This is a genomic window from Aliiruegeria lutimaris, from assembly GCF_900099935.1.
GTDB classification, from domain to species: domain Bacteria; phylum Pseudomonadota; class Alphaproteobacteria; order Rhodobacterales; family Rhodobacteraceae; genus Tropicimonas; species Tropicimonas lutimaris.
This window is the reverse complement of sequence record NZ_FNEK01000016.1, coordinates 42,648-65,789: the sequence shown is the minus strand read 5'-3', so window position 1 is coordinate 65,789 and position 23,142 is coordinate 42,648. Positions and strand designations below refer to the sequence as shown.

Here is a 23,142-nt window from a genome sequence, read left to right as displayed (position 1 = left end):
AGTCTCGGCCTGTGTCCAGACATGTTGCGCCGCGGGAGGAATGCATCCGATGAACGGAGGAAAACAAATGTCCGGCACGAAAACTCACGGAATGACACGGCGAACCTTGCTCCAGGGCGCAACCGCGATCGGTGCGCTCGGCGCACTTGCGCCGGCGGCCTGGGTGAACCCGGCACGGGCGGCAGTCGCCGATGGCGAGGTACTGACCGGATCGCACTGGGGCGTATTCTACGCCAAGGTCGAAGGCGGCAAATGGGTCGACGTACGGCCCTGGGAAGGCGACCCGCACCCCTCCCACCAGCTGCCTGGCATCATGGACTCGGTGATGTCGCCGTCGCGCATCCAGTATCCGATGGTGCGCCGCGCCTTCCTCGAAGGCGGTGCCGGCGCCAGCCCGGAAACCCGCGGTGCGGGCGATTTCGTGCGCGTGAGCTGGGACGAGGCGCTGGAGCTTGTCACCAATGAACTCAAGCGCGTCTCGGACACGTACGGCCCGACGGGCATTTTCGGCGGTTCCTATGGCTGGAAGAGCTCGGGCAAGCTGCATAACTGCCAGAGCCTGATGCGGCGGATGCTGAACCTCGGTCTGAACGGTTCCTTCGTGAACGCCTCCGGCGACTATTCCACCGGCGCCAGCCAGATCATCATGCCGCACGTGATGGGCACGCTGGAGGTCTACGAACAGCAGACCGTCTGGCCGGTGGTCGTTGAATCGACCGATGTGCTGGTCTTCTGGGGTGCCGACCCGGTGCGCACCAACCAGATCGGCTGGACCGTCGCCGATCACGACGGCTACACCTACATGGAGGAGTTCAAGAAGACCGGTAAAAAGGTCATCTGCATCGACCCGTGGAGATCCCACACCGCGAAGTTCTTCGATGCAGAGTGGATCCCGATCCGGCCGCATACCGACGTCGCATTGATGCTCGGCATGGCACATGCGCTCTATTCCGAAGGGCTGCATGACGAAGAGTTTCTCGACGAGCACACCACCGGCTTCGACAAGTTCCTGCCTTACCTGACAGGTGAAAGCGACGGTGTACCGAAGACGCCGGAATGGGCCGCCGAAATTTGCGAAGTGCCGGCCGAGAAGATCGTCGAACTTGCCAAGCTGTTCCAGTCCAACCGCACGATGCTGTCGAGCGGCTGGTCGGTCCAGCGTCAGCACCATGGCGAACAGACGCACTGGATGCTGGTCACGCTCGCCTCGATGCTTGGCCAGATCGGCCTGCCCGGCGGCGGCTTCGGCCTCAGCTATCACTACGCCAACGGCGGTGCGCCCTCGGCCAATTCGATCGTGCTTCCGGGCATCTCCGATGGCGGTGCGGCGGTCGAAGGGGCGGCATGGCTCACCGAAGCCGGTGCGGCATCGATCCCGGTCTCCCGCGTTGTCGAAATGATCATGAACCCGGGCACGGACTTCAACTTCAACGGCAAGACCCAGAAGTACCCGGAAGTGAAGATGGTCTACTGGGTGGGCGGCAACCCCTTTGCCCACCACCCCGGCACCCCCGGCATGGTCGAAGCCTGGCAGAAACTGGAAACCGTCGTCGTACAGGACTTCCAGTGGACGCCGACCGCGCGCTTCGCCGATATCGTCCTGCCGGCCACTTCGTCCTACGAGCGCAACGACATCGAGAATGTCGGCGATTACTCGGCCCGCGCCATCGTGGCGATGAAGCAGGTGATCGAGCCGATGTACGAGGCCCGCAACGATTTCGACATCTTTGCCGATATCTCCGAGAAGCTCGGGGCGCGGGACAAGTTCACGGAAGGCAAGGACGAGATGGGCTGGATCCGCAGCTTCTACGAGTCTGCGGCCGAACAGGCCCCGGGGCGCGGCATCGAGGTGCCCTCCTTCGACGATTTCTGGGAGAAGGGTATCATCGAGTTCGAGATCCCCGAGTCGTCCAAGCAGTTCGTGCGCTACGCGGACTTCCGCGAGGATCCGCTGCTCGAGCCGCTCGGCACGCCATCCGGCCTGATCGAGATCTATTCGCGCAACATCGAGAAAATGGGCTATGACGATTGCGGCCCGCACCCGATGTGGATGGAACCGATCGAACGGCTTGGCGGGGAAGGGGCGAAATATCCCTTCCATGTCGACACGGCACACCCGAACTCGCGGCTGCACTCGCAACTTTGCGGCACCTCGCTGCGCGAGACCTACGCGATCGCCGGACGCGAACCTTGCCTGATCAACAGCCAGGACGCGGCAGCCAAGGGGATCTCGGATGGCGATATCGTCCGCATCTTCAACGACCGTGGGCAGATGCTCGCGGGCGCGAAGGTCACCGACGACATCCGCCCGAGCGTGATCGTGGTCAACGAGGGCGGCTGGTACGACCCGGCACCCGGCGGCGAAGTCGGCGCACTGTGCGTCTATGGCGACGTCAACACGCTGACGGTCGGCATCGGCACCTCCAGCCTCGCTCAAGGCAATTGCGGCCACACCGCGCTCGCCGATATCGAGAAGTTCGAAGGCGAAGTCCCCGCGACGACCGTCTTCACGGCGCCTGCGGGATAGGCAACGCCAGTCGGGGGCCGGTTACGGCCTCCGACGTCGCGGTATGCTGCGATGGATAAGCGCCCGCAAACCGTTTTCTTCCCGGACTTGGCCGCGCTTCGGCGTGGCCTTGTTCCTTTGATGTTTGCAATATCACTTGCTGCCGGAACAGCGAGGGCGGAGCCGCTTTATGCCTCTGCCACTGTCCCGCTGACAGACACACCCGGCGCCCAAGCAACCCGGCTTGCGCAGGTCGCCGTGGCCGCCGAACTGGACCGGATCGAGACCCGCGACGGCTATCACCGCGTGGCGCTCAAGGCTTGGGCGCGCGCGGGCGCCGAACAAGTGCTTTTCAGCCTTCCCGGCAAGCGAATCCTGGCGGGCCAGATCCCGAAGCAGAACATCGGCCTGGCCGAGCCCTTGGAAAGCCTGCGCGATCCCGAGACGGGCATTACCTGGAACCGGGTCTCCATCGAGGGTTGGATTCCGCAATCGGCCGCGGAGCCGCGCCTCGATCCGATCTGGGCCGCCGCATGGGAGCTTTTCGCCGAACGCTGCACCGCCTGCCATCAGCGCCGCGTGCCCGAACATTACACCGCCAACCAGTGGCGCAGCCTGATCAAGGTCATGGGCCCGCGCACCGGTCTGCCCAAGGAAGAGCAGATGCTCATTCTGGCCTTCCTCCAGAACCATGCCAGCGATACCATCGACCAACAGCCCAAAGCAGGCGCCCGCGCCGACACGGACGCCCGGAGGTGACGCATGAAGACGCTCGAAACGCTGATCGTTGAAAACGAGGACTGGCTCGTGGACCGGGTCGTCCAATACGCGGTCGAACGGGGCTACTCGGAATATACCTCGACCCTGCGCGAGGCCTGGCGGGCCTCCATTTGCGGCCTGTCGGGACCGATCCTCGAAGCGATTGCGGCGGCCGACACGACGTCGCCCCGCGAAGCCGGCTTCGGCAGGGCGCGAAACAGCATCGTCGAATTCGGCGTCGAACAGGCGCTTCGCCACCGCGCCCGCGGCGTGCAACTCACCGACTTTCTCGGGCTGCTGAAATACTACCGGCGCGCCTATCTCGATCTCATCTACGAGAACCAGATGCCGGAGGCAGACGCCCGGCGCTATCGCGACTACTTTCTGGATTTCTTCGACCATGTGGAGATCGGCTTGTGCGGCGAGTGGAACTCGGCCTCCAACGCCGATCGCCTGCGCGACCTTCAGAACCGTGCCCGGAACCTGACCAACGAGAAGAACAAGTACCTGACGATCTTCGAGAGCATCCGGGAACCGGTCGTGCTGCTCGATGCCAATCACCGCCCCACCCATCTCAACCATGCGGCGCATCGCCTGTTCTATGGCGATGTGGCCCCCGGTGCGTCCTATTACGGCGCCCTGAACAGCCCGCTTCTGAACGCCCAGATCGCGGCCCTGCTCGAAGGGGCCTCCGAAGGCAGCTATGACACGGTAGTCGAAACCCTGTCGGGCCCGCGGGAGTTCAACGTCAATATCCAGAAGATGCTGGATATCAGCCACAAGTTCGACGGAACCGTCATCATCCTGAACGACGTTTCCGAGTATAAGCGCGCCTTGCGCCGGGCCGAGGCCGCGGACCACGCCAAATCGACCTTCCTCGCCGCGATGAGCCACGAGATCCGCACCCCGATTGCCGGCGTTCTGGGGCTTGCGCGCCTGCTGCGGGATACCCCGCTTTCCCCCGACCAATCCCGGCATGTGGATGGCATCATCTCGTCCGGGGAATTGCTGGCGGGCGTGGTCGGCGATATTCTCGACTTCTCCCAAGCCGAGGTCGGCGGGCGTGTCCCCGTGCCGGAGGATTTCGACCTCGCCGGGCTGATACGCCAGGTCCTCATGGTGGTGGATCGGCCCGCCGCCGAAAAGGGCCTGAGACTGGAAACGCAGATCGCCCCTGACCTGCCGGCGAAGCTGCGCGGCGACACCTCCATGATCCGGCAGGTGCTGCTGAACCTTTCTCACAACGCCGTCAAGTTCACCGAAACGGGCGAGATCACGGTGCGCGTAACACCGCTGGCAGTCGAAACCCGCCCGGACGGCTGGGTACGTTTCGAGGTGATCGATACCGGCGTGGGCCTGCCGGACGGGCCAAGCGACTGGCTGTTCGATCCCTTCACCCAACATGACAGGCACGGCGGAACGCTTAAGGGTGGTGTCGGGCTTGGGCTCGCGATCTGCCGCAAGATTGTCGCGTCCCTTGGAGGGGAAATCCGCTGTGGCGCCAATCCCGACGGCGGCAGCGTCTTCGAGGTGGACCTGCCGCTGGAGCTGGCCGCATCGGAAGCCGAACCTATCGCGCCGCCATCGGAGCCGGTAGGAGCGCGGGTGCTGGTGGTCGACGATGACGAGGTGAACCGGGCCGTTGCCACCGGGTTCCTGGAAAAACTCGGCCATGTTGCGACCTCCGTCGCCTCGGCGGCGGACGCGATCGAGCAGCTTCGGTCCGGAACGTTCGACCTCGTGCTCAGTGACAACCGCATGCCAGGCGTCTCCGGTCTGGAACTGGTTGCGCAGATCCGTGCCTTGCCCGAGAGCCCCATTTCCGATGTCCCGATCGTCATTGTCACGGCGTCGGTTGGCGACGTGAAAGCCGGGGCAACAGGTGGGACGGCACCGGACGGCGTGCTCGGCAAACCGTATGATACGGAGGACCTGTCGCGGGCGATCCGCCACCTGCTGCCCGCGCATTGCCTGGCCGAAACGCGCTCGGAAGCGCCCAGCGAGGTGACGGCGAGCGTGGCCGATACTGATCTTTCCGCGCTCCGCCAGCACATGTCCTATCTCGGCCCGGATCGGAGCCAGCGGATCATCAATGCTTTTGCGACCTCCACCCCGGCCCGGCTGGAGGCCCTGCGCAACGGCGTCTCCCGGGAAGACCGGCAGGAGGTCTCGGCAGCCGCCCACGCCATTGCCGGATCTACCGGAATGCTTGGTTTGAACGAGATATCGCAATGGGCCCGCGATATCGAAACCCGAGCCGACGAGGGAGAAGAAATCCTGTCTGTCGAAGAGGTTTCCCGGCTGGAACTTCAACTCCTCGATCTCCGGGCCAGGCTTCTGGAACTGTCCGCTCGGAGCTGACGCCCCCCTAACGGCCCTGCTTCATCCACGCGAAGCCGTTGCAGGGGTCATCCAGCAAGCCGGCGAGTTCCTCGTCCAGCGCCATCAGCGTGATCGAGGCACCGACCATGTCGAGCGACGTGAAATAGTGCCCCAACAGCGTCGTATGGACGTCGACCGAGCGCGCGGAGAGCCGCTGCATCAGTCGCCGGTTGAGGATGAAAAGCTCCATCATCGGCGTGCCGCCAAGTGAATTGACCAGCACCGCGAGCTTGCCGCCCTCCCCCGGTCGCATCTCGTCGAAGATCCGGTCGACGATCCGGTCGACGATCCGGTCCGCGCTCTGAAGCGGGATACGGCTGACGCCCGGCTCTCCGTGCACACCGACACCGAACTCCATGTCGTCCGGCCCGAGGCTGAAGCTCCTGCGCCCGGTATCGGGCATCGAGCTGGGCTCCAGCGCGGCACCGATCGTGTAGCAAGCGGCATTTGCCTTGCGGGCCAGACGCTCGCATTCATCGAGCGGCAACATCCGCGCCGCGGCCGCGCCCGCCACTTTGAACACGAAGATATTGCCGGCGGTCCCGCGCCGTGCGGCGCGCTCATCGGCCCCGGCAGAGGCGATGTCGTCCGTGGTCAGGATGGTCCTTGCCTCGATGCCCTCGGCGGCGGCCATGTCTGCGGCCATGTCGAAGTTCATCACGTCGCCGGTGTAGTTGCCGTAGATATAGAGAACCCCGGCCCCCTGGTCGGCATCGCGGGTACAGCTCAGGATGCGGTCGGGCGGCGGCGAAGCGAAGACATTGCCCACCACCACCGCATCGGCAAGCCCGCGTCCGACGAAGCCGATGAAGCCGGGTTCATGGCCGGCCCCACCGCCGATCACCACGCCCACCTTCCCGTCTCGCTTATCGGCCCGGGCGCGAATGGCCCGCAGACTGCCGCCAATCGGCTCGATATGCTCGGGAAAGGCCGCCAATGCGCCGGTGAGCGCCTCGTCCACGGCGTCTTTCGGCCGGTTGATGAATTTTTTCACATGGTCACTGCGGGTGAGCGCCGGTTCGGACGGCGTCGGGGCGCGCCGTTTCGGCGCGATCTTTTCGGGCTCAAACCCCTCTGCCCGCAGGATGCCTTCTCCCGTCGTCGCATCGGTGATCAGGGTTGAAACGAACCCGCCCCGAAGGGCGGCAAGTATCGGGGGAACCTTGTCCAGACCGCCGGCCACCAGGATCCGCCGGGGCACCTGTCGCAGCCGGTCGAGTTCCATCCCCATGACACGGTCGTCGAGCGGGCTGGGGATCGCCGCGCCCTGCGCGTCGATGAAACGCCCCATCATGGCGCCGACCGCATTGTCGAAATAGCCCTTGTTCTTCAGCGCACTGTCGAAGAACCCGCTGGTGTGGATCGTTGCGTCCGGGCGCATCGAGGAGATACCGAACAGCACGCAGGTGACCCGGTCGAGCTGCGCGAGCTGCTCGGCGATGACCGGCTCCCGCAGCAAGATCTCCCGCGCTTCGGAGGAAGAGACGATTGCCGGGGCCGAGATCGGCACGAAACGTGCGCCGGTGTTTTCCGCAAGACGCGTGGCGCAGGCTTCGGGGGTGTAGGGGATCGTAGCGGTCGTGCCACCCGTCGCCTGCACGACCACGAGATCGCGCGCTTCGGTGCCACTCACCGCTTCGGCAAGCGCCAGCATGGTCCGGCCCCAGGTGATCGCCACCGTGTCGCCGGAATGGAGATGGGAACCCAGCGATTGGGCAGCGGCGGCCCCGAGCCGGTCGATCAGCGGGCGTGGCCCGCCCTCGCCCGGCACGACGAGACAGCTTTCAAGCCCGAACTGGGCTTCGAGCGCCTGCGCAATGGTCACCGCGCGCAACCGGGCTTCCGAGATCGAGATATTGACGATGCCCTTGGCGCGGGCATCCGCGAGGTAGGAATTGACGGTCGGTCGGGAAATGCCGAGCTCGTCGGCGATCTCGCCCTGGGTCAGGCCTTCCTGGTAGTAGAGCCAGCTTGCCCAGAGCAACGGATCGTCTCCGAAACGCAGCGGCGCCCGTCCGCTTCGAGACTCTTTCGACACCCGCTTGCGCGGCTGGCCCATCAGTCCAGTTCTTCGCGGGACTCCGCGAAGGCTCCGATGATGAGGGATGCGGAAACGGCCCCGGGATCCGGATGCCCGATGCTGCGTTCCTTCAGGCGCGCAGCGCGGCCGCGGGACGCGATCAGGCTCGTGGTGGCGGCAGCGCCCGCTTCGGCGGCCTCGGCCGCCGCACGAGCAATTTCGGCAGGGCTCCCGCCCTCGGCTGCAACGCGCTGCGCGGCATGGCTTGCTGGCAGCCACGCGTCGAGCATGGTCTTGTCCCCGATCCCGGCCTTTCCGCGCATGGCAATCCCTCTTGCGAAAGCGGCAAGAAGGTCACCAAGTTGACGGGCATCCAGCGGACCCTCTTCAAGCATGGCTGCGCCCTGCAGAAGACCGGTCGCGTAAAGCGGCCCGACGGTAGCGCCGACCTCGCCGATAAAAGCCGAAGCGGCTTCTCGCAAAAGCCGCGCCGGCGGTGCCGGCTCCGCGGAAAGATCGCGCAGGCGCGCGTTTATGGCCGCGAAGCCGTTTGCCATCGAAGTCCCGTGATCGCCATCGCCTATCTCGCCGTCGAGCGAACAGAGCGTTTGACGCTGCTCTTCCAGCCGCTCACCGGCGAGACGGAAGAAGGCCATCAGGTAGGTGCTATCGATCTCAGACATGTACCCTTGATGCGCGGATTCTGCGCCGGGGGGCAAGCCTTCTACGATAGTCTTGCCGTGATATCCTCGGCGAAAGCGCCCAGAATCATCGCGCAGGATGTCGCACCTGCATCGAGGACCCCACGCGACCGCTCACCGAGGCGCGAAGAACGGCCCACCTTGGCGACCATGTCGATCGTGCTGTCGCGTCCGGTCTCCGCTGCCGCCTTCATCGCCACCAGCGCCTCCGGGAAGGTATTGCCTGCCGCAATGGACGCATCGAAGGCATCCACGGCGGGGGTGAAGGCATCCAGAAGCGTCTTGTCACCGACCTTGGCCGAGCCGATATCTTGCACGCCTTCGAGCCCGGCACGGATCATTGCCCCGAACTTCGCCGCGTCTATCGTCTCCGCCTCGCCGAGCGAGTCGGCCATGTCCGAGAACATCATGCCATAGAGCGGGCCCATGGAACCGCCGATCTCGGACATGAGCACGTCCGAGAGCACTTGCAGCGCCTCGGTGAGCGTGCCCTCGGGATCGAGCCGGTCAGCGGCCCGCCCGAACCCCTTGGCCATGTTCACGCCATGATCGCCATCGCCGATCTTTCCGTCGATCTCGGAGAGATAGGCCTTGTTGTCGACGATCACGGCGGCGACACCAGAAATGATGCCGCCAGCGCCCTTGTTATTGATTTCCTGCATCGATTTCTCCTTCAGAAGCCCGGGCAGGCCGTGTCCATGTCCAGAAGCGGCTTGAGTTCGTCATCCAGCGCCAGGACCGTGAGGGTCGCGCCAACCATTTCGAGCGAGGTGAAATAGTTGCCGACATAGGCCTTGTAGACCTTGAGCCCGGCAGCCTCGATCTGGCTCGCCATCCGGTCGAAGAGGACATAAAGCTCGTCGACCGGCGTCGCGCCGAGACCGGAGACCAGCACCGCCACTTCCGTGCCCGCGGGCAGGTTGTGGTCGTCGAGCACGATCCTGGTCATGTCGTCGGCCACTTCATTGGCCGTCTTCAGTTCCTCGACGCGGGTGCCCGGCTCGCCGTGGTGGCCGATGCCGACTTCCATCTTGCCCGGCTCGATCTCGAAGTTCGGATGACCGACAGCCGGCAGCGTGCAGGGGCCGAGGCCAACGCCGACGGAGCGGCAGTTGTCGATGGCCTTCTGCGCGGTGGCGATGACCTCGTCGAGCGATGCACCGGTCGCGGCCTTGGCGCCGCCGATCTTCCACATCATGATTTCGCCGGCCACGCCACGGCGCTTTTCGCGCTCGGTGGCAGGTGCGGAGCAGACGTCGTCATTGGCAACAACCGTCTTGACCTCGATGCCGTCCCTCTTGGCCATCTTGGCGGCCATCTTCACGTTCATGTTGTCGCCGGCATAGTTGCCGTAGAGAACAGCCACGCCCGCACCGCCATTGGCGGCCTTGATGCAGTCATGGAAGCTCTTGGCCGTCGGCGAGGAGAACAGCTCGCCCACCGCGGTGGCGTCGACCATGTTCTTGCCGGTATAGCCGATGAAGGCCGGCTCGTGGCCCGAACCGCCACCGGTCACAATGCCGACGCGGTCCTTCTCGCCCGCCCATTGCGAGAGCACGACCCGGTTGTTCTCGGCGTCGAGCTTCACCATGTCGGAATGTGCCCGGACGAAGCCCGCGACCGTTTCGTCGACGATGTCGTCGGGATTGTTGATAAAACGTTGCATTTTCAGTTCCTTACTTGATCGTGTACCCGCCGTCGATGATCAGGTCGGCGCCATTGAACATCGCTGCGCCTTCGGAAGCAAGGAACACCGCTGCCGCAGCAATCTCGCAGGGTTCGGCGAAGCGTCCGACGGGAATCTGCGCGATGGCCTTCTCGCCTTTCTCGCCGGCCCAGGCGTTCTTGCCGAGTTCGGTCAGAACGACCGTGGGCGAGATCGAGTTCACGTTGATCCCGCATTCGCCCCATTCGATGGCGAGGCACTTGGTCAGGCCGAGAACACCGAATTTCGAGGAGCAATAGGCGACGTGCTCGTCGATGGCGACGGAGCCGGCCTGCGAGGCGAGGTTGATGATACGCCCGCCGCCCTGCTCGATCATGATGCGGCCGATGGCCTGGGCGACGAGGAAGCTGCCGGTCAGGTTGACGTCGATCGTCCGCTTCCAGAAATCGAAGGAGATGTCTTCGGCCGGGGCGAGGGCCGCGATCCCGGCGCTGTTGACCAGAATGTCGATACGGCCGAGTTCGGCCTTTGCGCGATCAGCGGCTTTTTGAACAGAGGCGGGGTCGGCAACGTTGCAGCCGATGGCGATGGCGCCTTCGAGGCTGTCGGCCCGGGCCTTGGCGGCCGCTTCGTCAAGGTCGACGACTGCTACACGGACGCCTTTTTCGGTAAAGGCCTCGGCGATGGCGGCACCGATCCCGGAAGCGCCTCCGGTCACGAAAGCCGTCTTCCCCTCGAGCGGAAAATTGAAGTTCAGTGTGTCGGGTCCCGAAGGCATTGCGAAGGTCCTCTATTAGAAGTTGAAGGGCCCCGGTCCGAACCCCGCGAACGGGTGTCCGGGCCGGGGTGGAGGGAGGTTACTGGCGCATTTCGAGCAGCGCGTCCACGTTCTCCAGGGTCACCGGAGTCCACGGAACGTTGTACTCGGCATCGGCGCCGTCATTCCACGGCATGTCCGGATATTGTTCCCAGATCGCCGACATCGGCTCGTAGGAAGGATCGACTGCCTTGATGGCGAGGTCGAGCGCACCTTGTGCCTGGGCGAAGCCGTCCTGAAGGATCGAAGCCATTTCGTCGGCCTTGACCGCGTTGAGCGCGTCGGTGACGCCGTCGATACCGGCAATGGCGAAATCGTTGACGTTCAGACCGGCGGCCTTGATCGCTTCGATCGCACCGAGCGCCATTTCGTCATTCTGGCCGATCACGCCGGCGATGTCGCCGGGATGGGCGGTCAGCCAGTTTTCCATCAGCGTCTGGGCTTCGGCACGCGACCAGTTGGCGGTCTGCTGCTCGACGACCTTCACATCGGGGCATTCGGCCAGAGCCTTCTGGTTGCCTTCGAGGCGCTGGATCTGGGCCGACTGGCCGATCGGGCCTTCGATGACCACGACGTTGCCGGTGCAGCCGATCTTGTCGAGAACGTATTTGGCTTCCATGTAGCCCGACTGTACGTCGTCGGAACCGACATAGGCCTTCAGCTTGTCGCTGTTGACGCGGGTGTTGGACCCGAAGACGGGGATGCCGGCCTCGTCGGCCAGGCGAACGGCTTCGGCACCGGCTTCAATGTCGATAGGCACGAAGATGATCGCGTCGAAGCCCTGGGTGATCATGGTCTCGAACTGTTCTTGCTGTACGAGCGCGTCATAGCGGCCGTCGAAGATGGTCACGTCGACCTTGCCCTCGGTTACCGCCGGGTGCTGTTCGAGCGCCGCCGCCCAGAGCTGCATGAATTCGGCGTTCAGGCCGTAAACGGCTGCGCCGATCTTCGGCGTGTCAGCCAGAGCCGCAGTTCCGCTCAGCAGCGCGGCTGCCAGAGTCATGGTTTTCATCAGTTTCGTCATGGTGCTCCTCCTAAGTGTTGCACACTTCACCCTGCCGCCCGCAGAACACGGACGCCAAAACACTGAATTTATTCACTTACTCCGCTTTATGCCGAGCCTGGTCCAGCATCACCGCGGCCACGATCAGGGCGCCCTTGATGACTTGCTGGTAGTAGGATTCCACGCCCATCAGATCGAGGCCGTTATTGACCACGGCAATCAGAAGGGCACCGATAAGCGTTCCGGTCACCTTGCCGACGCCGCCCGAGAGCGATGTGCCGCCGATGACCACAGCCGCGATGGCATCGAGTTCATAGGCGATGCCTGCCTGTGTCAGCGCCGAACCTGTCCGCGCCGCCAGGATCATCCCGGCGATGCCGGCAAGCGCCCCGGAGATGACATAGACCGTCAGGCGCACACGCCGGATGTTGATACCCGAGACCCGCGCCGCATGCGGGTTGCCGCCCACCGCGTAGACCGTCCGCCCGAAGCGCGTCGCGCTGAGAACGAAGAGCGCCGCCAGAAAGATCACCGCGAAGAGGATGATCGGCATCGGGATACCGAGGATCGAGCCGGTACCGATATAGCGAAAACCGTCGGTCAGCGCCGGGACGGGCTTGCCGCCGGTGTAAAGCAGCGTCATGCCGCGCGCCGCAGACAGCATGCCGAGCGTCGTGACGAAGGCCGGCACGTTGAAACGTGCGACGATCACCCCGTTCACCCAACCGCAGGCAAGGCCTACCGCCACGCCCGCGGCAAGCGGAATCGCTGCGAAATAGGGTGCGCCTAGGACCGCGGCTGTCGTCGATGTCGTGGCGAGCGAGGCCGAAACGACCCCGGCAAGGGCCACGACCGATCCCACCGAGAGGTCGATCCCGCGAGTCAGGATGACGAAGGTCATGCCAATCGCAAGGATGCCGTTGATGGATGTCTGGCGCAGCACGTTGAGAATGTTGCGTGTGGTCAGGAAATACTCGTTGGCGAAGGTCAGCAGAACGCAAACCAGGATGAGCGCCATCAGGATCCCGTATTTCTGGCCGTATTCTGCCGCCAGCGCCTTGAAGTCACGGTTCTGGCTTGCCGCTTCTGCCATCGTGGATTCTCCTTGAATAGTCATTGTCACGCTGCCAGGTGCACGAGTTTTTCTGCCGACAATTCGTCACGCGTCAGCATTCCGCTGACCCTCCCGTCACGCATGATGAGCACGCGATCCGCCATGCCGAGCACTTCGTCGTTTTCCGAACTGACCATCACGACAGCCCCCCCGGCGCGGGCGAAATCCGAGATCACCCGGTAGATTTCCCGCTTTGCGCCGACATCGACGCCACGAGTAGGTTCGTCGAGCAGCAGCACCTTGGGTTCGGTCAGGAACCACTTGCCAAGAACGACCTTCTGCTGGTTCCCCCCCGACAGGCCAGAAACGGGAAGGCGGTCATTGGGGGTCTTGATGTCGAACATCTCGATCATCCGGCTTGCGGCGGCGCTTTCGCGCCCGCTCTGCATGACCGGCCCTACAGAGAGTTCCTCCAGTTGGGCCATGCAGATGTTGGACCGCACATCGGCGTCGAGTACCAGCCCGGTGCCCTTGCGGTCCTCGGTCACCAGCGCGACCCCCCGTTTGATCGCTTCGGATGGGGTGGCCATACGGACCTTTTCACCGAAGAACTGGATCTCGCCGCCTTCATCCTGTGTCAGACCGAAGATCCGCTCGAAGATCTCGCTGCGCCCCGAGCCCATGAGCCCGTAGAGCGCAAGGATCTCGCCCTTGCAGACCTCGAAGGAGACGTCCTTGACCCAGCCCGCTGCGTTGAGGCCCGATACGGAGAGAGCGACCTCGCTCGTTGCCTGGTTCTCCTTCACGAATTCCTCTGTGAGAGGCCGGCCGACAATCATCTGGATCAGTTCTTCGCGGGAGACGTCCGCGATCTTGCCATCGGCAACGAAGCGCCCATCCCGGAACACGGTGTATTCGTCTGCCACATCCATGATCTCGGAGAGACGGTGGCTGACATAGACGATCCCTTTTCCGGCGGCCTTGAGCCGCTCGATCGTCTCGAAGAGCTGATCGACCTCCGCCTCACCGAGCGCGGAGGTGGGTTCGTCCATGATGATGACTTCGGCGTCGTAGGACAGCGCCTTCGCGATCTCCACGAGTTGCACCTCGGCCACTGTCAGATCCATCATCAGGGTCTTGGGCGAGATGTCGAAACTGAGGCTGTCCAGCAGCTCCTGCGCATTATGGTTCATGGTTGCGAAATCGACCCGGCCGAACAAGCCCACAGGCTCCCGGCCAAGAAAGATGTTTTCGGCAACCGACATCGCGGGAACGGGGCTCAACTCCTGCTCGATAATGGTGATCCCGGCGGCGCGGGCATCGGAGGGTTTGTCGAAATCGACCTCCCGCCCGTTGAGCCGAATGACACCGCCATCGCGATCCTGAATTCCCATGACGATCGTAAGCAACGTCGATTTTCCCGCGCCGTTCCCCCCGCAAAGGGCGTGGACCGTTCCAGCACGCAGGGTGAATTGGCCATTACTCAGGGCAGCGACACCTCCGAAGTTCTTCGTAAGATCGCGCACCTCCAAAAGCGCCTCTGGCACCGGCTCCTCCCATGGTTTTCCGGATCTGCATCCGCTCGTTCCAAACGCAGTAGCATCAAAAAACCTTACTTATGTCAATCATAATCCAGCAAATGTAAGGTCATGCAAATTTTCCCAAATTTTTCAAATTATTAATATAATGTATTTTTGCGAAAATCTCTCGATTCCCGCAGAAAATCGGACCGGATCATTGCCAGTTGCGCACGACTCGGACGGTGCGCGCTGCAAAACCTGGACAAAGCGGATCACTCAGGAGCAGCCAAACAAGACCGGCCGACAGTCTGGTAACGGCTCCAGCGCGACAGCGCGAAACCGGCCATTCCGGCGCAAGTCCGGGCGGTCAGCGGGCTTCAAGATTGCCGTTGGGTTCGGCTCCTTCCGGCACGGATCCCTGCGCGGATCCATCGGGGAAGCGAAACGCCCCGCTTCCAGGGGTCAACCCGATTTCAGGATACGACCGATCAGCTTGCCCTGGCTCACCAGGTCGCGGACACACTCCTCCAGCAGTTTCTTGACTGCTTCGGCTGCGGCAGAGAGCCTGTCGCTCTCGCTCCAGGCGATCGACAGGACCCGTTCCACCGCCGGGTTGACGATCTCCTTGGCCTGAAGGACGCCGGTTTCGATCTCCTAGGCGAAGGCCGAATAGGGAACGACCGTATAGGCGGGCCCGGAAAGGATGATGCTGCGATAGACCGGGATCGATTCCTGCTCGACCAGGATGTTCAACGGCTGATTCTCTCCGATCGCAATAGTCTCAAGCGACACCCGAAAGTGATTGTTGCGCGTCCCCATCACGAGCGGGAATCGCCTGAGATCGCGGAACTCGATCGTGGCGCCTATGCTGTCAGGAAACTCTCTTCCGACCAGATAGAATTTCTGGCTGACCAGCGGAAAGGACCGGACATGATCCAGCGCGGCAACATTCGGCAGCAGCGCCACATCGATGGCGCCGCTCCGCACGAGGTTGCTGGTCATGACGGCATGGGAATCGCGAGTCCTGAGATTGATGCCCGGATGGGCGGATCTGGTTTTCCAGAACAGGTATCCCGACAGGACGGGCGACAGCGATGCCGCGATGGCAATGCTCACGTCGCCAACCATCGACTCGCCCGTGTCGATCACCTCCTGGTGGATCTGTTCGACCCGCCGCAACAGCGCCGTGCCGCGCTCGTAGAGGCGTTCGCCCGCTTTCGTCAACGCCACGCCCCGCACGGTGCGCTCGAACAGGGCAATCCCCATTTCGTCTTCCAGCGCCCGCATGTGCTTGCTGAGCGCCGGTTGCGCCAGGTGCACCTCGCGCGAGGCTGCGGTGATGGAATGGCAGTCGACGACCGCCATGAACAGCTTGGGACGATCCAGTCGCATCGGGGGGGGGCACCTATCAGGGTTCCTGTCAGTGCCATACCAAAACGTTATGAAACTCATAGTTAAGTAATCTTTTTCATATGCAAAACAGGGCGCTACCACTGACCGAAAGCCGCACTGCCGTGTGATGGGCTCCACAGCCGAAAGCAAAACCCGCGTCGAAGGTCTTAGGGGTTGGTGTCCACGCCATGAGCGGGCGTGGCAGACTGATGCTTTTTGCCTTGCCACACAGGGCTCGATCGTCGGCGCTGACGCAAAGTTTTGATGGTAAGGTTTGTGAAATACAGCCGAAAGATCGAAGAGGTGTTTGCCGGAAGACTGAAGAAGAGCGACCGGCTCTTCTCTTTCTGGACGCATCTTCCCGACATCGACCGTGACGCTGAGAAAATCGCCGCGGCGACGGTGGAGTTTCAGAAAACCTTCGATCTCGACTTCGTCAAGAACATGCCCAACGGCATGTATGCCATTGAGGATTAGGGAACCGAGATCGACGTCTCGGACATTCCCAACTGCGGCGTGGTCAAGGTCGTCTCCACGCCGTTCCAGACGGTGGCGGACTGGACTAAACTCGCGCCCGCCGATCTCGACAGCGGCGCGTTCGAGCGCGAATTGCAGGCGATCAGCCTGATCCGGGAAGCGCTTCCGGATGTACCCATCCTGTTCACCGTCTTCAGCCCGATTTCGATTGCCAACAAGCTCAGCGAGGGGCGGGTACTGCAACAGCTTGCCAATCCGCAGAACCACGCCCCGATCCACCGGGCGCTTGCCATTCTTGCGGAGGACGTCGCGCGGCTAAGCGAGCGCGCACTGGCGGCCGGTGCGACGGCGGGGCTGAACCGGATCGTCGGTTTGCTCGATATCCGCGAGCGGGTCCTGCAGGGGGAAAAGATCACCGTTCTGATCGGCCCCTACGAGCACCACTCGAACATCCTGCCCTGGCGCGAGACCGGCGCCGAGGTGCTGGAAATCGACGAAGGGGTGCATGGTGGGGTGGATCTGACGTACCTGGAGAGCAAACCCGCCTCGCTCGACGCGCGCGACCTTGTCGTCGGTAGCTTCTCGGCCGCCTCCAACGTGACCGGAATACTCACCGATCCAGATCCGGTCTGCAGACTGCTCAAGCGCTACAACGCACTGTTCGTCTGGGACTATGCCGGCGGCGCCCCCTACCTGAAGATGGACATGAACCCCGCCGCCGATTCCGCCAAGGATGCCATTGTCTTCTCGCTCCACAAGTTCCCCGGCGGCCCCGGTGCCTCTGGCATCATGATCGTGCGCGACAGCGTCGTGCAGCGGCAGTCTCCCACCGCGCCGGGCGGCGGCACGGTGAGTTTCGTCTCCCCAAGGGGCGAGAGCTACAGCAGCAAGTTGGAAGATCGCGAAGAAGGCGGCACGCCCAACGTGATCGGCGACATCCGCGCCACGCTGGCGATTCTGGTCAAGGACGCGGTCGGCACCGATCATATCCACGCCCGAGACGTCGCGCTGCGAGACCGGCTGACCGCGGCATGGAAGTATCACCCCTGCATCGGGTTGCTCGGGCAGGTTCCGGGCGCGGCGGCGCTGCCGTTCTTCTCCTTCCGGGTTGTCGATACCGAAGGAAACCGCATCCACCACCAGCTTTTCACCCGTATGCTCAGCGATCATCTCGGCATCCAGGCGCGCGACGGGTGCGCCTGCGCGGGGTCCTACGCACACCGGCTGCTCGGGCTGGACCCGGAAACTTCCAGGGAGCTTTACGCCCAATTGGAGGCGGGTGACGAGTTGAAGAAACCGGGCTGGATCCGGCTCAACCTCAATTACCTGCACAGCGATGACGAGGCGGATCGGATCATAGACGAGATCCCGAAGCTTGCCGCCCGGGCCGCCGCGCTTCGGAGGCTCTACAAGGCAGATCCCGCCACCGCGAGATTTGCCGTGGCGACCTCCGCAATCGACAGGACCATGGCTTGAAAAGGGAGCGTTTCCATAGCATCCATGAATTGTCTGGCCGCGGGATAACTCTGGCTCCCGTAACAAAAAAACAGGCGGACCCAACCGCCCGACGACCAAACTACGGAATCCAACGCACAGGAGACCCCAATGACGAATTCCACCGCTCTCGGCCGCATGATCGCTGGTGTACTGACGGCCGGTATGCTGGCCGCGCCGGCGCTCGCCGAATACCCCGAAAAGGCGATCGACGTGATCGTGGCCTTCAACCCCGGCGGGGGCACCGATGTTGCCGCGCGCACGATCGAACCCTTCATCGAGAAATATCTCGACGAGGATATCGTGATCCTGAACAAACCCGGTGCCGGAGGCGAGGTCGGCTTCTCCCTGCTCGCAACGTCGGATCCCGATGGCTACACGATGGGCTTTATCAACTTGCCGGCGATGTTCGCCTGCTCCTACACCCGCGAGACGGCTTGCGTCGCGATTTCTGGTCCTTCGTGCCGACATGGCTGCGCAGCAGCCTGATCGGCGTCTGGGTCGGCATCCTGCCCGCCACCGGCGGCTCGATGGCGGCTTTCATCGCCTATAACGAGACCAAGCGCGTATCCAAGGAGCCCGACAGCTTCGGCAAGGGCAACCCGCTGGGCATCGCGGCAGCCGAATGCGGCAACAATGCCGACAACGCCGCCGCCATGATCCCCGCGCTCACGCTCGGTGTTCCGGGCAGCGGCGTTTCGGCCGTGATCCTCGCTGGCCTGCTGGTGCATGGCCTGCAACCGGGGCCGCAGCTTTTCCGCGACAGCCCGGATATCGTCTTCGGCTTCATGTGGCAGATGTTCCTGACCTCGATCCTGCTCTTCGCACTGGGCGGCAACGTGGCCATGCGACTTTTCGCGCAAGTGATGCGCCTGCCACAGCCGGTGCTGGCGCCGATGATCCTGTGCCTGACCTTTGTCGGGATCTATGCGCTCCGCAGTTCCATGTTCAACATCTGGCTGATGTTCGCCATCGGCATCGTCGGCTACATCCTCGACCGGCTCCATTTCCCACTGGCGCCGATTGTGCTCGGGCTGATCCTCGGTGACCTTGCGGAGCAGAACCTGCGCCTGACGCTGCTGATCAACCAGGGCGACTGGTGGTCGCTGGTGCATTACCCGCTCTCCATCCTGCTGGCGGCACTCAGCTTCCTCATTCTCTCACTGCCGCTGATCGGAATTCTGCGGCGTAAGCTGGCCGGGAATGGCGCGGCTGCGGACGCCTCGTCCAACTGACTTTCCGGGCGGGTCGACGACACAACACGGGGGCGCGTCGGCATTGATCCGGCGCGCCCCGAAATTTGACATCCGCGCGCAAGGGCACGGCAGTTCCGAAGCGATCTGATTGGGAGAAACGGCATGAAGATTTCAGTTCTCGGCGGCGGACCGGTTGGCCAGACCTATTGCGCGCTCCTGCTTGAGGCGGGCCATCACGTTCGTCTCTACTCTCAAAGCGGACGCGCGGAACACGAAACGCGGTTCTTCGGCGCCATCAACATGACAAAGACGATCACCCCGGTCCGGACATTGCCGGAAGCCGTCGCCTTTGCCGACGCCCTCCTGATCGCGCGGCAAGCCCCCGGCCTGCAGCCACTGCTGGACGCCATCGCCCCGCTGCTGAAACCTTCGCAAAGTGTCATCTTCAGCGCCGAGCTGTCCTTTGCCTCTTTCCACCTCGCCCGCAAGCTGCGCGTGGCTGGAAGCGAGGCCCGATTGATCTCGTGGTCGACAACCGCCGCAACGGCGCACAGACGGCCCGAGGGCATCCGCGTCGGCACTTTGCGGGGAACCGTCGACATGGCCTCTTCCGGCAATTTATCCCCGTTGGATGCGATGGCACTGTGCAGGGCACTCTTTGGCGATGTGTTCCGCGATGTCGGCTCCCCCCTCGCAATCGGGCTGAGCAACCTCAACCCGGAGGTGCACCTGGCCAATGTGCTCGGCAACCTGACGCGCATCGAACTGGCCGAGGACTGGGACAATTACGGCGGCATCACGCCTGCCGTTGGCCGCATCATCGAGGAACTGGACGCGGAACGGCGCGGGCTTGCCGCCAGATTCGGGCTCGACGTTCGCAGCGTGTTGCAGCATTTCCAATTGACTTTTCCCGACATCGAGATCGGCAATGTCCACGAGACGACGCAACGGATTGCCGCACGTGGCCGTGGCCCGAAGGGCCCGGTTTCGACGGATACGCGCTACATCACCGAAGACCTGCCCTATGGTATCGTCCCGCTCTGCGAACTGGGGCGTCGACGGAACATACCGCTCCCCCTGCACGAAGCGGGGGTGCGGTTGCTGTCGGTCGGGCTCGGCGCCGATTTCACCACCGAGAACGGCATGATCGGTGAGGCCCTGGACGAGATCTGCGGCGATGTCAGCGACTGAGAACGGCTGCAGCAATAGCGTGCCCCCCCGAGACGCCCGTTTTCGGCGCGCCGGGGGCGCTTGGCGTCATGCCCATTCGTCTTTCCTCAGCGGCAAAGGTGTGAATCTCCAACGAATACTGGATTGAACGCGCGAACCCGGCCTAGGATCAGGAAGCGCGGGCACGAATCGTGGGGAGGCTGATCATCGGATCCCGCAGGGCATTCAGGCCGGATATTTCGGGGGCCGAACGGGCCTTTCCCGACAGCAATCGCTCAGGCCGGCGACGGCGGGCCGACCGCGGCTGCGCGCGGCCCGCCCTTGGAACGCTCCAGCCTCGCCACCCCACACCCGGCAAGACGCATAGCTGTGATCATTTCATCTCCCGTCTGGGAAAGACGGGAAACATGTCGGCGGAGGACGAGCCGACAACAGGAGGACAACATGCCCAGAATTGAACTCGTGGCGCCGCTTGATGGCGTAATGTTGCCTCTCGAACAGGTGCCCGATCCGGTTTTCGCGGGCAAGATGGTAGGCGATGGTGTTTCGATCGACCCTCTCAACCAGCTTCTGACAGCGCCCTGCGCGGGTACGATCAGCCAACTCCACCGCGCCGGCCACGCGGTGACGATCACTTCGCCCGAAGGGCTCGAAGTGATGCTGCATATCGGGCTCGACACGGTGAAGCTGAAGGGCGAAGGGTTCGAGCCCAAGGTGACAGAAGGGCAGAGCGTCGCCGCGGGCGATCCATTGATTGCCTTCGACGCGCAGATGCTGGCGATCAGAGCCAAGAGCCTGCTGACGCAGGTGATAGTCACCAATAGCGACGTGGTCGCCTCGCTGACGCCTGCCATCGGCACGGTCTCCGCCGGGCGGGACATTATCATGACCGTCGAAATGGCCGCTACTTCCGAGCAGGCCGTTCAGGGTGGCGAGATGATCGTCTCCGAGGCCATCGTGATCCCGAACCCGACCGGGCTGCATGCGCGGCCCGCCGCGGTACTGTCGAACATGGCCAAGAAATTCGCTTCGCGCGTGCTGTTGCAACGGGGCGAGGATCAGGCAAACGCCAAGAGCGTTGTCTCGATCATGCGGCTGAACCTCGAACAGGGGGCCAAGGTGCAGATCGTCGCCGAAGGGCTCGACGCGGCGGAGGCAATAAACACGCTGGCCCCGGAACTGGCCTCCGGGCTCGGCGACGAGGGCACGCCCCCTGCCCCGGCGCCCGCGACCACCGTCATCAAGCCGGTCGCGGCACCCGTTCCCAGGCGGCGCTCCGACGACCCGAACCTGCTCCTTGGCGTCTCCGCCTCTCCTGGCCTCGCCGTCGGAAAAGTGTTCCAGCTCAGACGCACCGAGATCGAGGTTCCCGAGACGGGTGCGGACCCGCACACAGAGCGGCGCCGCCTGGATGATGCGATCGACGTCGCCAAGGTTCAACTGGAAGCGCTTCAAGCCGAGTTGCACGCACAGGCAGACCCGTCCAAGGCGGCGATCTTTGCCGCGCATATGGAATTGCTCGAGGACCCGGACCTTATCGACGTCGCCGAAAGCGCCATCGCAAAGGGCAAGAGTGCCGAATACGCCTGGCAGCAGGCCTATTCCTCGCAGGCGCTGCAACTTGAAGCCTTGCCCAACGAATTGCTCGCCGCCCGCGCGAGCGACCTGCGCGATGTGGGTCGCCGGGTGCTGTCGATCCTGACCGGGGAACCGCTGGAGCAACCGGAACTGCCCGAGGGCACGATCCTCATCGCCGAGGACCTGACGCCATCCGACACGGCCAGCCTCGACCGCAACCGTGTGGTCGGCTTCTGCACCATTGGCGGCGGGGCGACTTCCCATGTCGCCATTCTGGCCCGCGCGCTGGACCTGCCCGCCGTGGCCGGCATCGAGCCACATGCGCTGGACATCGCACCCGGCACGATGGTCGTGATCGACGGCGCTCGCGGTACGTTGCGGCTCAATCCCGACGGCGACGAGGTCGATCGGATCCGGCAGGCGACCGAACGCGCCGAGGTCAAGCGCAAGGCCGATATTGCCGCTGCGCACGAGGATGCCACCACCACGGATGGCCATCGCATTGAGGTCGTCGCCAATGTCGGCGGCGTCGCCGAGGCCGAGGAAGCGGTGCGGCTTGGCGGCGAAGGGGTCGGCCTTCTGCGCTCGGAATTCCTGTTCCTCGAGCGCGCCACCGCCCCCACCGAGCAAGAACAGCGGGCGATATACCAGGACGTTTCCGATGCGCTCGGGCAAAGGCCGCTGATCATCCGTACGCTGGATGTGGGCGGCGACAAGCCCTTGCCCTACCTGCCACTTCCGCGCGAGGAAAACCCGTTCCTGGGCGTGCGCGGCGTCCGCCTCGCCATCGACCGCCCCGAGATCCTGCGCACACAGATCCGCGCGATCCTTCAGGTTCAGGACAACTCACGGCTGGGCATGATGTTCCCCATGATCTCCTCGCTCGATGAATTCCGCTCGCTCAGGGCGGTGGTTGACGAAGAAACCCGGAATACCGGCCGCAGCGAGCCGGTACAGGTCGGCATCATGGTCGAGGTTCCCTCTGCGGCGGTCATGGCCGAGCAATTCGCGCGCGAGGCCGATTTCTTCTCCATCGGCACCAATGACCTGACGCAATACACGCTGGCAATGGATCGCGGCCACCCCAAGCTCGCTCCCCTGGCGGACGCGATGAGCCCCGCCGTACTCAAGCTGATCGGCCAGACCGTCGAAGGCGCCCATGCCCATGGCAAATGGGTCGGCGTCTGTGGCGGCATCGCCAGCGACGAGCAGGCCGTGCCGATCCTTGTCGGGCTGGGCGTCGACGAATTATCGGTCAGCGTGCCCGCACTGCCCTCGATCAAGGCCGCCGTTCGGCAATATTCGATGAGCCAATGCCGCGAATTCGCCGAGAAGGCCCTCAAGGCCGACAGCGCCGCCGAAGTGCGCGCGCTTGTTCCGCTCGATTACTGATCCCGGAGACTGACA

The 23,142-nt window shown here is 63.6% G+C and carries 19 protein-coding genes; 9 read left to right on the top strand and 10 right to left on the bottom strand.

What is annotated here, in order from left to right; genetic code table 11:
- Positions 1-67 precede the first annotated feature (67 nt).
- From torA to BLR85_RS09590, 3 genes are all read left to right on the top strand, one after another.
- The gene (gene torA, locus BLR85_RS09600; RefSeq protein WP_093154543.1) at positions 68-2,527 is read left to right on the top strand and encodes a trimethylamine-N-oxide reductase TorA; all 2,460 of its coding nucleotides are present in this window, start codon (positions 68-70) and stop codon (positions 2,525-2,527) included.
- 237 nt (positions 2,528-2,764) lie between these two features.
- Entirely contained in the window at positions 2,765-3,265 is a 501-nt protein-coding gene (locus BLR85_RS09595) for a hypothetical protein (protein ID WP_139188344.1), read from the top strand.
- 3 nt (positions 3,266-3,268) lie between these two features.
- On the top strand, positions 3,269-5,626 hold the full coding sequence (locus BLR85_RS09590) for an ATP-binding protein (RefSeq protein WP_093154533.1): 2,358 nt from the start codon (positions 3,269-3,271) through the stop codon (positions 5,624-5,626).
- Between the two features lie 7 nt (positions 5,627-5,633).
- On the opposite strand, the gene BLR85_RS09585 is transcribed toward BLR85_RS09590, so the two are convergent.
- The 10 genes from BLR85_RS09585 to BLR85_RS09545 all read right to left on the bottom strand — a co-directional run bounded on the left by BLR85_RS09585 (position 5,634) and on the right by BLR85_RS09545 (position 15,820).
- The gene (locus BLR85_RS09585; RefSeq protein WP_093154529.1) at positions 5,634-7,706 is read right to left on the bottom strand and encodes a bifunctional sugar-binding transcriptional regulator/dihydroxyacetone kinase subunit DhaK; all 2,073 of its coding nucleotides are present in this window, start codon (positions 7,704-7,706) and stop codon (positions 5,634-5,636) included.
- Complete coding sequence (gene dhaL / locus BLR85_RS09580) at positions 7,706-8,350, bottom strand: dihydroxyacetone kinase subunit DhaL (RefSeq protein WP_093154524.1); 645 nt, start codon at positions 8,348-8,350, stop codon at positions 7,706-7,708. Before dhaL (BLR85_RS09580) ends, BLR85_RS09585 begins: the two co-directional genes overlap by 1 nt.
- A gap of 41 nt (positions 8,351-8,391) precedes the next feature.
- The gene (gene dhaL / locus BLR85_RS09575; protein ID WP_093154520.1) at positions 8,392-9,030 is read right to left on the bottom strand and encodes a dihydroxyacetone kinase subunit DhaL; all 639 of its coding nucleotides are present in this window, start codon (positions 9,028-9,030) and stop codon (positions 8,392-8,394) included.
- A gap of 11 nt (positions 9,031-9,041) precedes the next feature.
- On the bottom strand, positions 9,042-10,034 hold the full coding sequence (locus BLR85_RS09570) for a dihydroxyacetone kinase subunit DhaK (protein WP_093154515.1): 993 nt from the start codon (positions 10,032-10,034) through the stop codon (positions 9,042-9,044).
- 10 nt (positions 10,035-10,044) lie between these two features.
- A complete protein-coding gene (locus tag BLR85_RS09565; RefSeq protein ID WP_093154508.1) occupies positions 10,045-10,812 on the bottom strand; it encodes a GolD/DthD family dehydrogenase in 768 nt (255 codons plus the stop codon).
- Between the two features lie 79 nt (positions 10,813-10,891).
- On the bottom strand, positions 10,892-11,875 hold the full coding sequence (locus BLR85_RS09560) for a substrate-binding domain-containing protein (protein ID WP_093154504.1): 984 nt from the start codon (positions 11,873-11,875) through the stop codon (positions 10,892-10,894).
- A gap of 76 nt (positions 11,876-11,951) precedes the next feature.
- Positions 11,952-12,947: an ABC transporter permease gene (locus BLR85_RS09555; RefSeq protein ID WP_093154500.1), complete on the bottom strand. Its 996-nt coding sequence runs from the start codon at positions 12,945-12,947 to the stop codon at positions 11,952-11,954.
- Between the two features lie 26 nt (positions 12,948-12,973).
- On the bottom strand, positions 12,974-14,455 hold the full coding sequence (locus BLR85_RS09550) for a sugar ABC transporter ATP-binding protein (RefSeq protein ID WP_093154495.1): 1,482 nt from the start codon (positions 14,453-14,455) through the stop codon (positions 12,974-12,976).
- A gap of 435 nt (positions 14,456-14,890) precedes the next feature.
- Complete coding sequence (locus BLR85_RS29080) at positions 14,891-15,034, bottom strand: hypothetical protein (protein WP_170844516.1); 144 nt, start codon at positions 15,032-15,034, stop codon at positions 14,891-14,893.
- 48 nt (positions 15,035-15,082) lie between these two features.
- Positions 15,083-15,820, bottom strand: a complete 738-nt coding sequence (locus tag BLR85_RS09545) for a LysR family transcriptional regulator (protein ID WP_170844515.1) — start codon at positions 15,818-15,820, stop codon at positions 15,083-15,085.
- Positions 15,821-16,084: 264 nt separating this feature from the next.
- On the opposite strand from BLR85_RS09545, the gene BLR85_RS29075 reads away from it, so the two are divergent.
- The 6 genes from BLR85_RS29075 to ptsP all read left to right on the top strand — a co-directional run bounded on the left by BLR85_RS29075 (position 16,085) and on the right by ptsP (position 23,127).
- A complete protein-coding gene (locus BLR85_RS29075; protein WP_212635055.1) occupies positions 16,085-16,297 on the top strand; it encodes a hypothetical protein in 213 nt (70 codons plus the stop codon).
- Positions 16,298-16,336: 39 nt separating this feature from the next.
- Positions 16,337-17,773, top strand: a complete 1,437-nt coding sequence (locus BLR85_RS09540; RefSeq protein WP_244520671.1) for an aminotransferase class V-fold PLP-dependent enzyme — start codon at positions 16,337-16,339, stop codon at positions 17,771-17,773.
- 129 nt (positions 17,774-17,902) lie between these two features.
- Positions 17,903-18,280: a tripartite tricarboxylate transporter substrate-binding protein gene (locus BLR85_RS28445; protein WP_244520670.1), complete on the top strand. Its 378-nt coding sequence runs from the start codon at positions 17,903-17,905 to the stop codon at positions 18,278-18,280.
- The gene (locus BLR85_RS09535) at positions 18,229-19,026 is read left to right on the top strand and encodes a tripartite tricarboxylate transporter permease (RefSeq protein WP_212635054.1); all 798 of its coding nucleotides are present in this window, start codon (positions 18,229-18,231) and stop codon (positions 19,024-19,026) included. The genes BLR85_RS28445 and BLR85_RS09535 overlap by 52 nt, the downstream gene beginning before the upstream one ends.
- A 123-nt stretch (positions 19,027-19,149) precedes the next feature.
- On the top strand, positions 19,150-20,178 hold the full coding sequence (locus BLR85_RS09530; protein ID WP_093154478.1) for an NAD/NADP-dependent octopine/nopaline dehydrogenase family protein: 1,029 nt from the start codon (positions 19,150-19,152) through the stop codon (positions 20,176-20,178).
- A gap of 423 nt (positions 20,179-20,601) precedes the next feature.
- A complete protein-coding gene (ptsP, locus tag BLR85_RS09525) occupies positions 20,602-23,127 on the top strand; it encodes a phosphoenolpyruvate--protein phosphotransferase (protein ID WP_093154473.1) in 2,526 nt (841 codons plus the stop codon).
- Positions 23,128-23,142 lie beyond the last annotated feature (15 nt).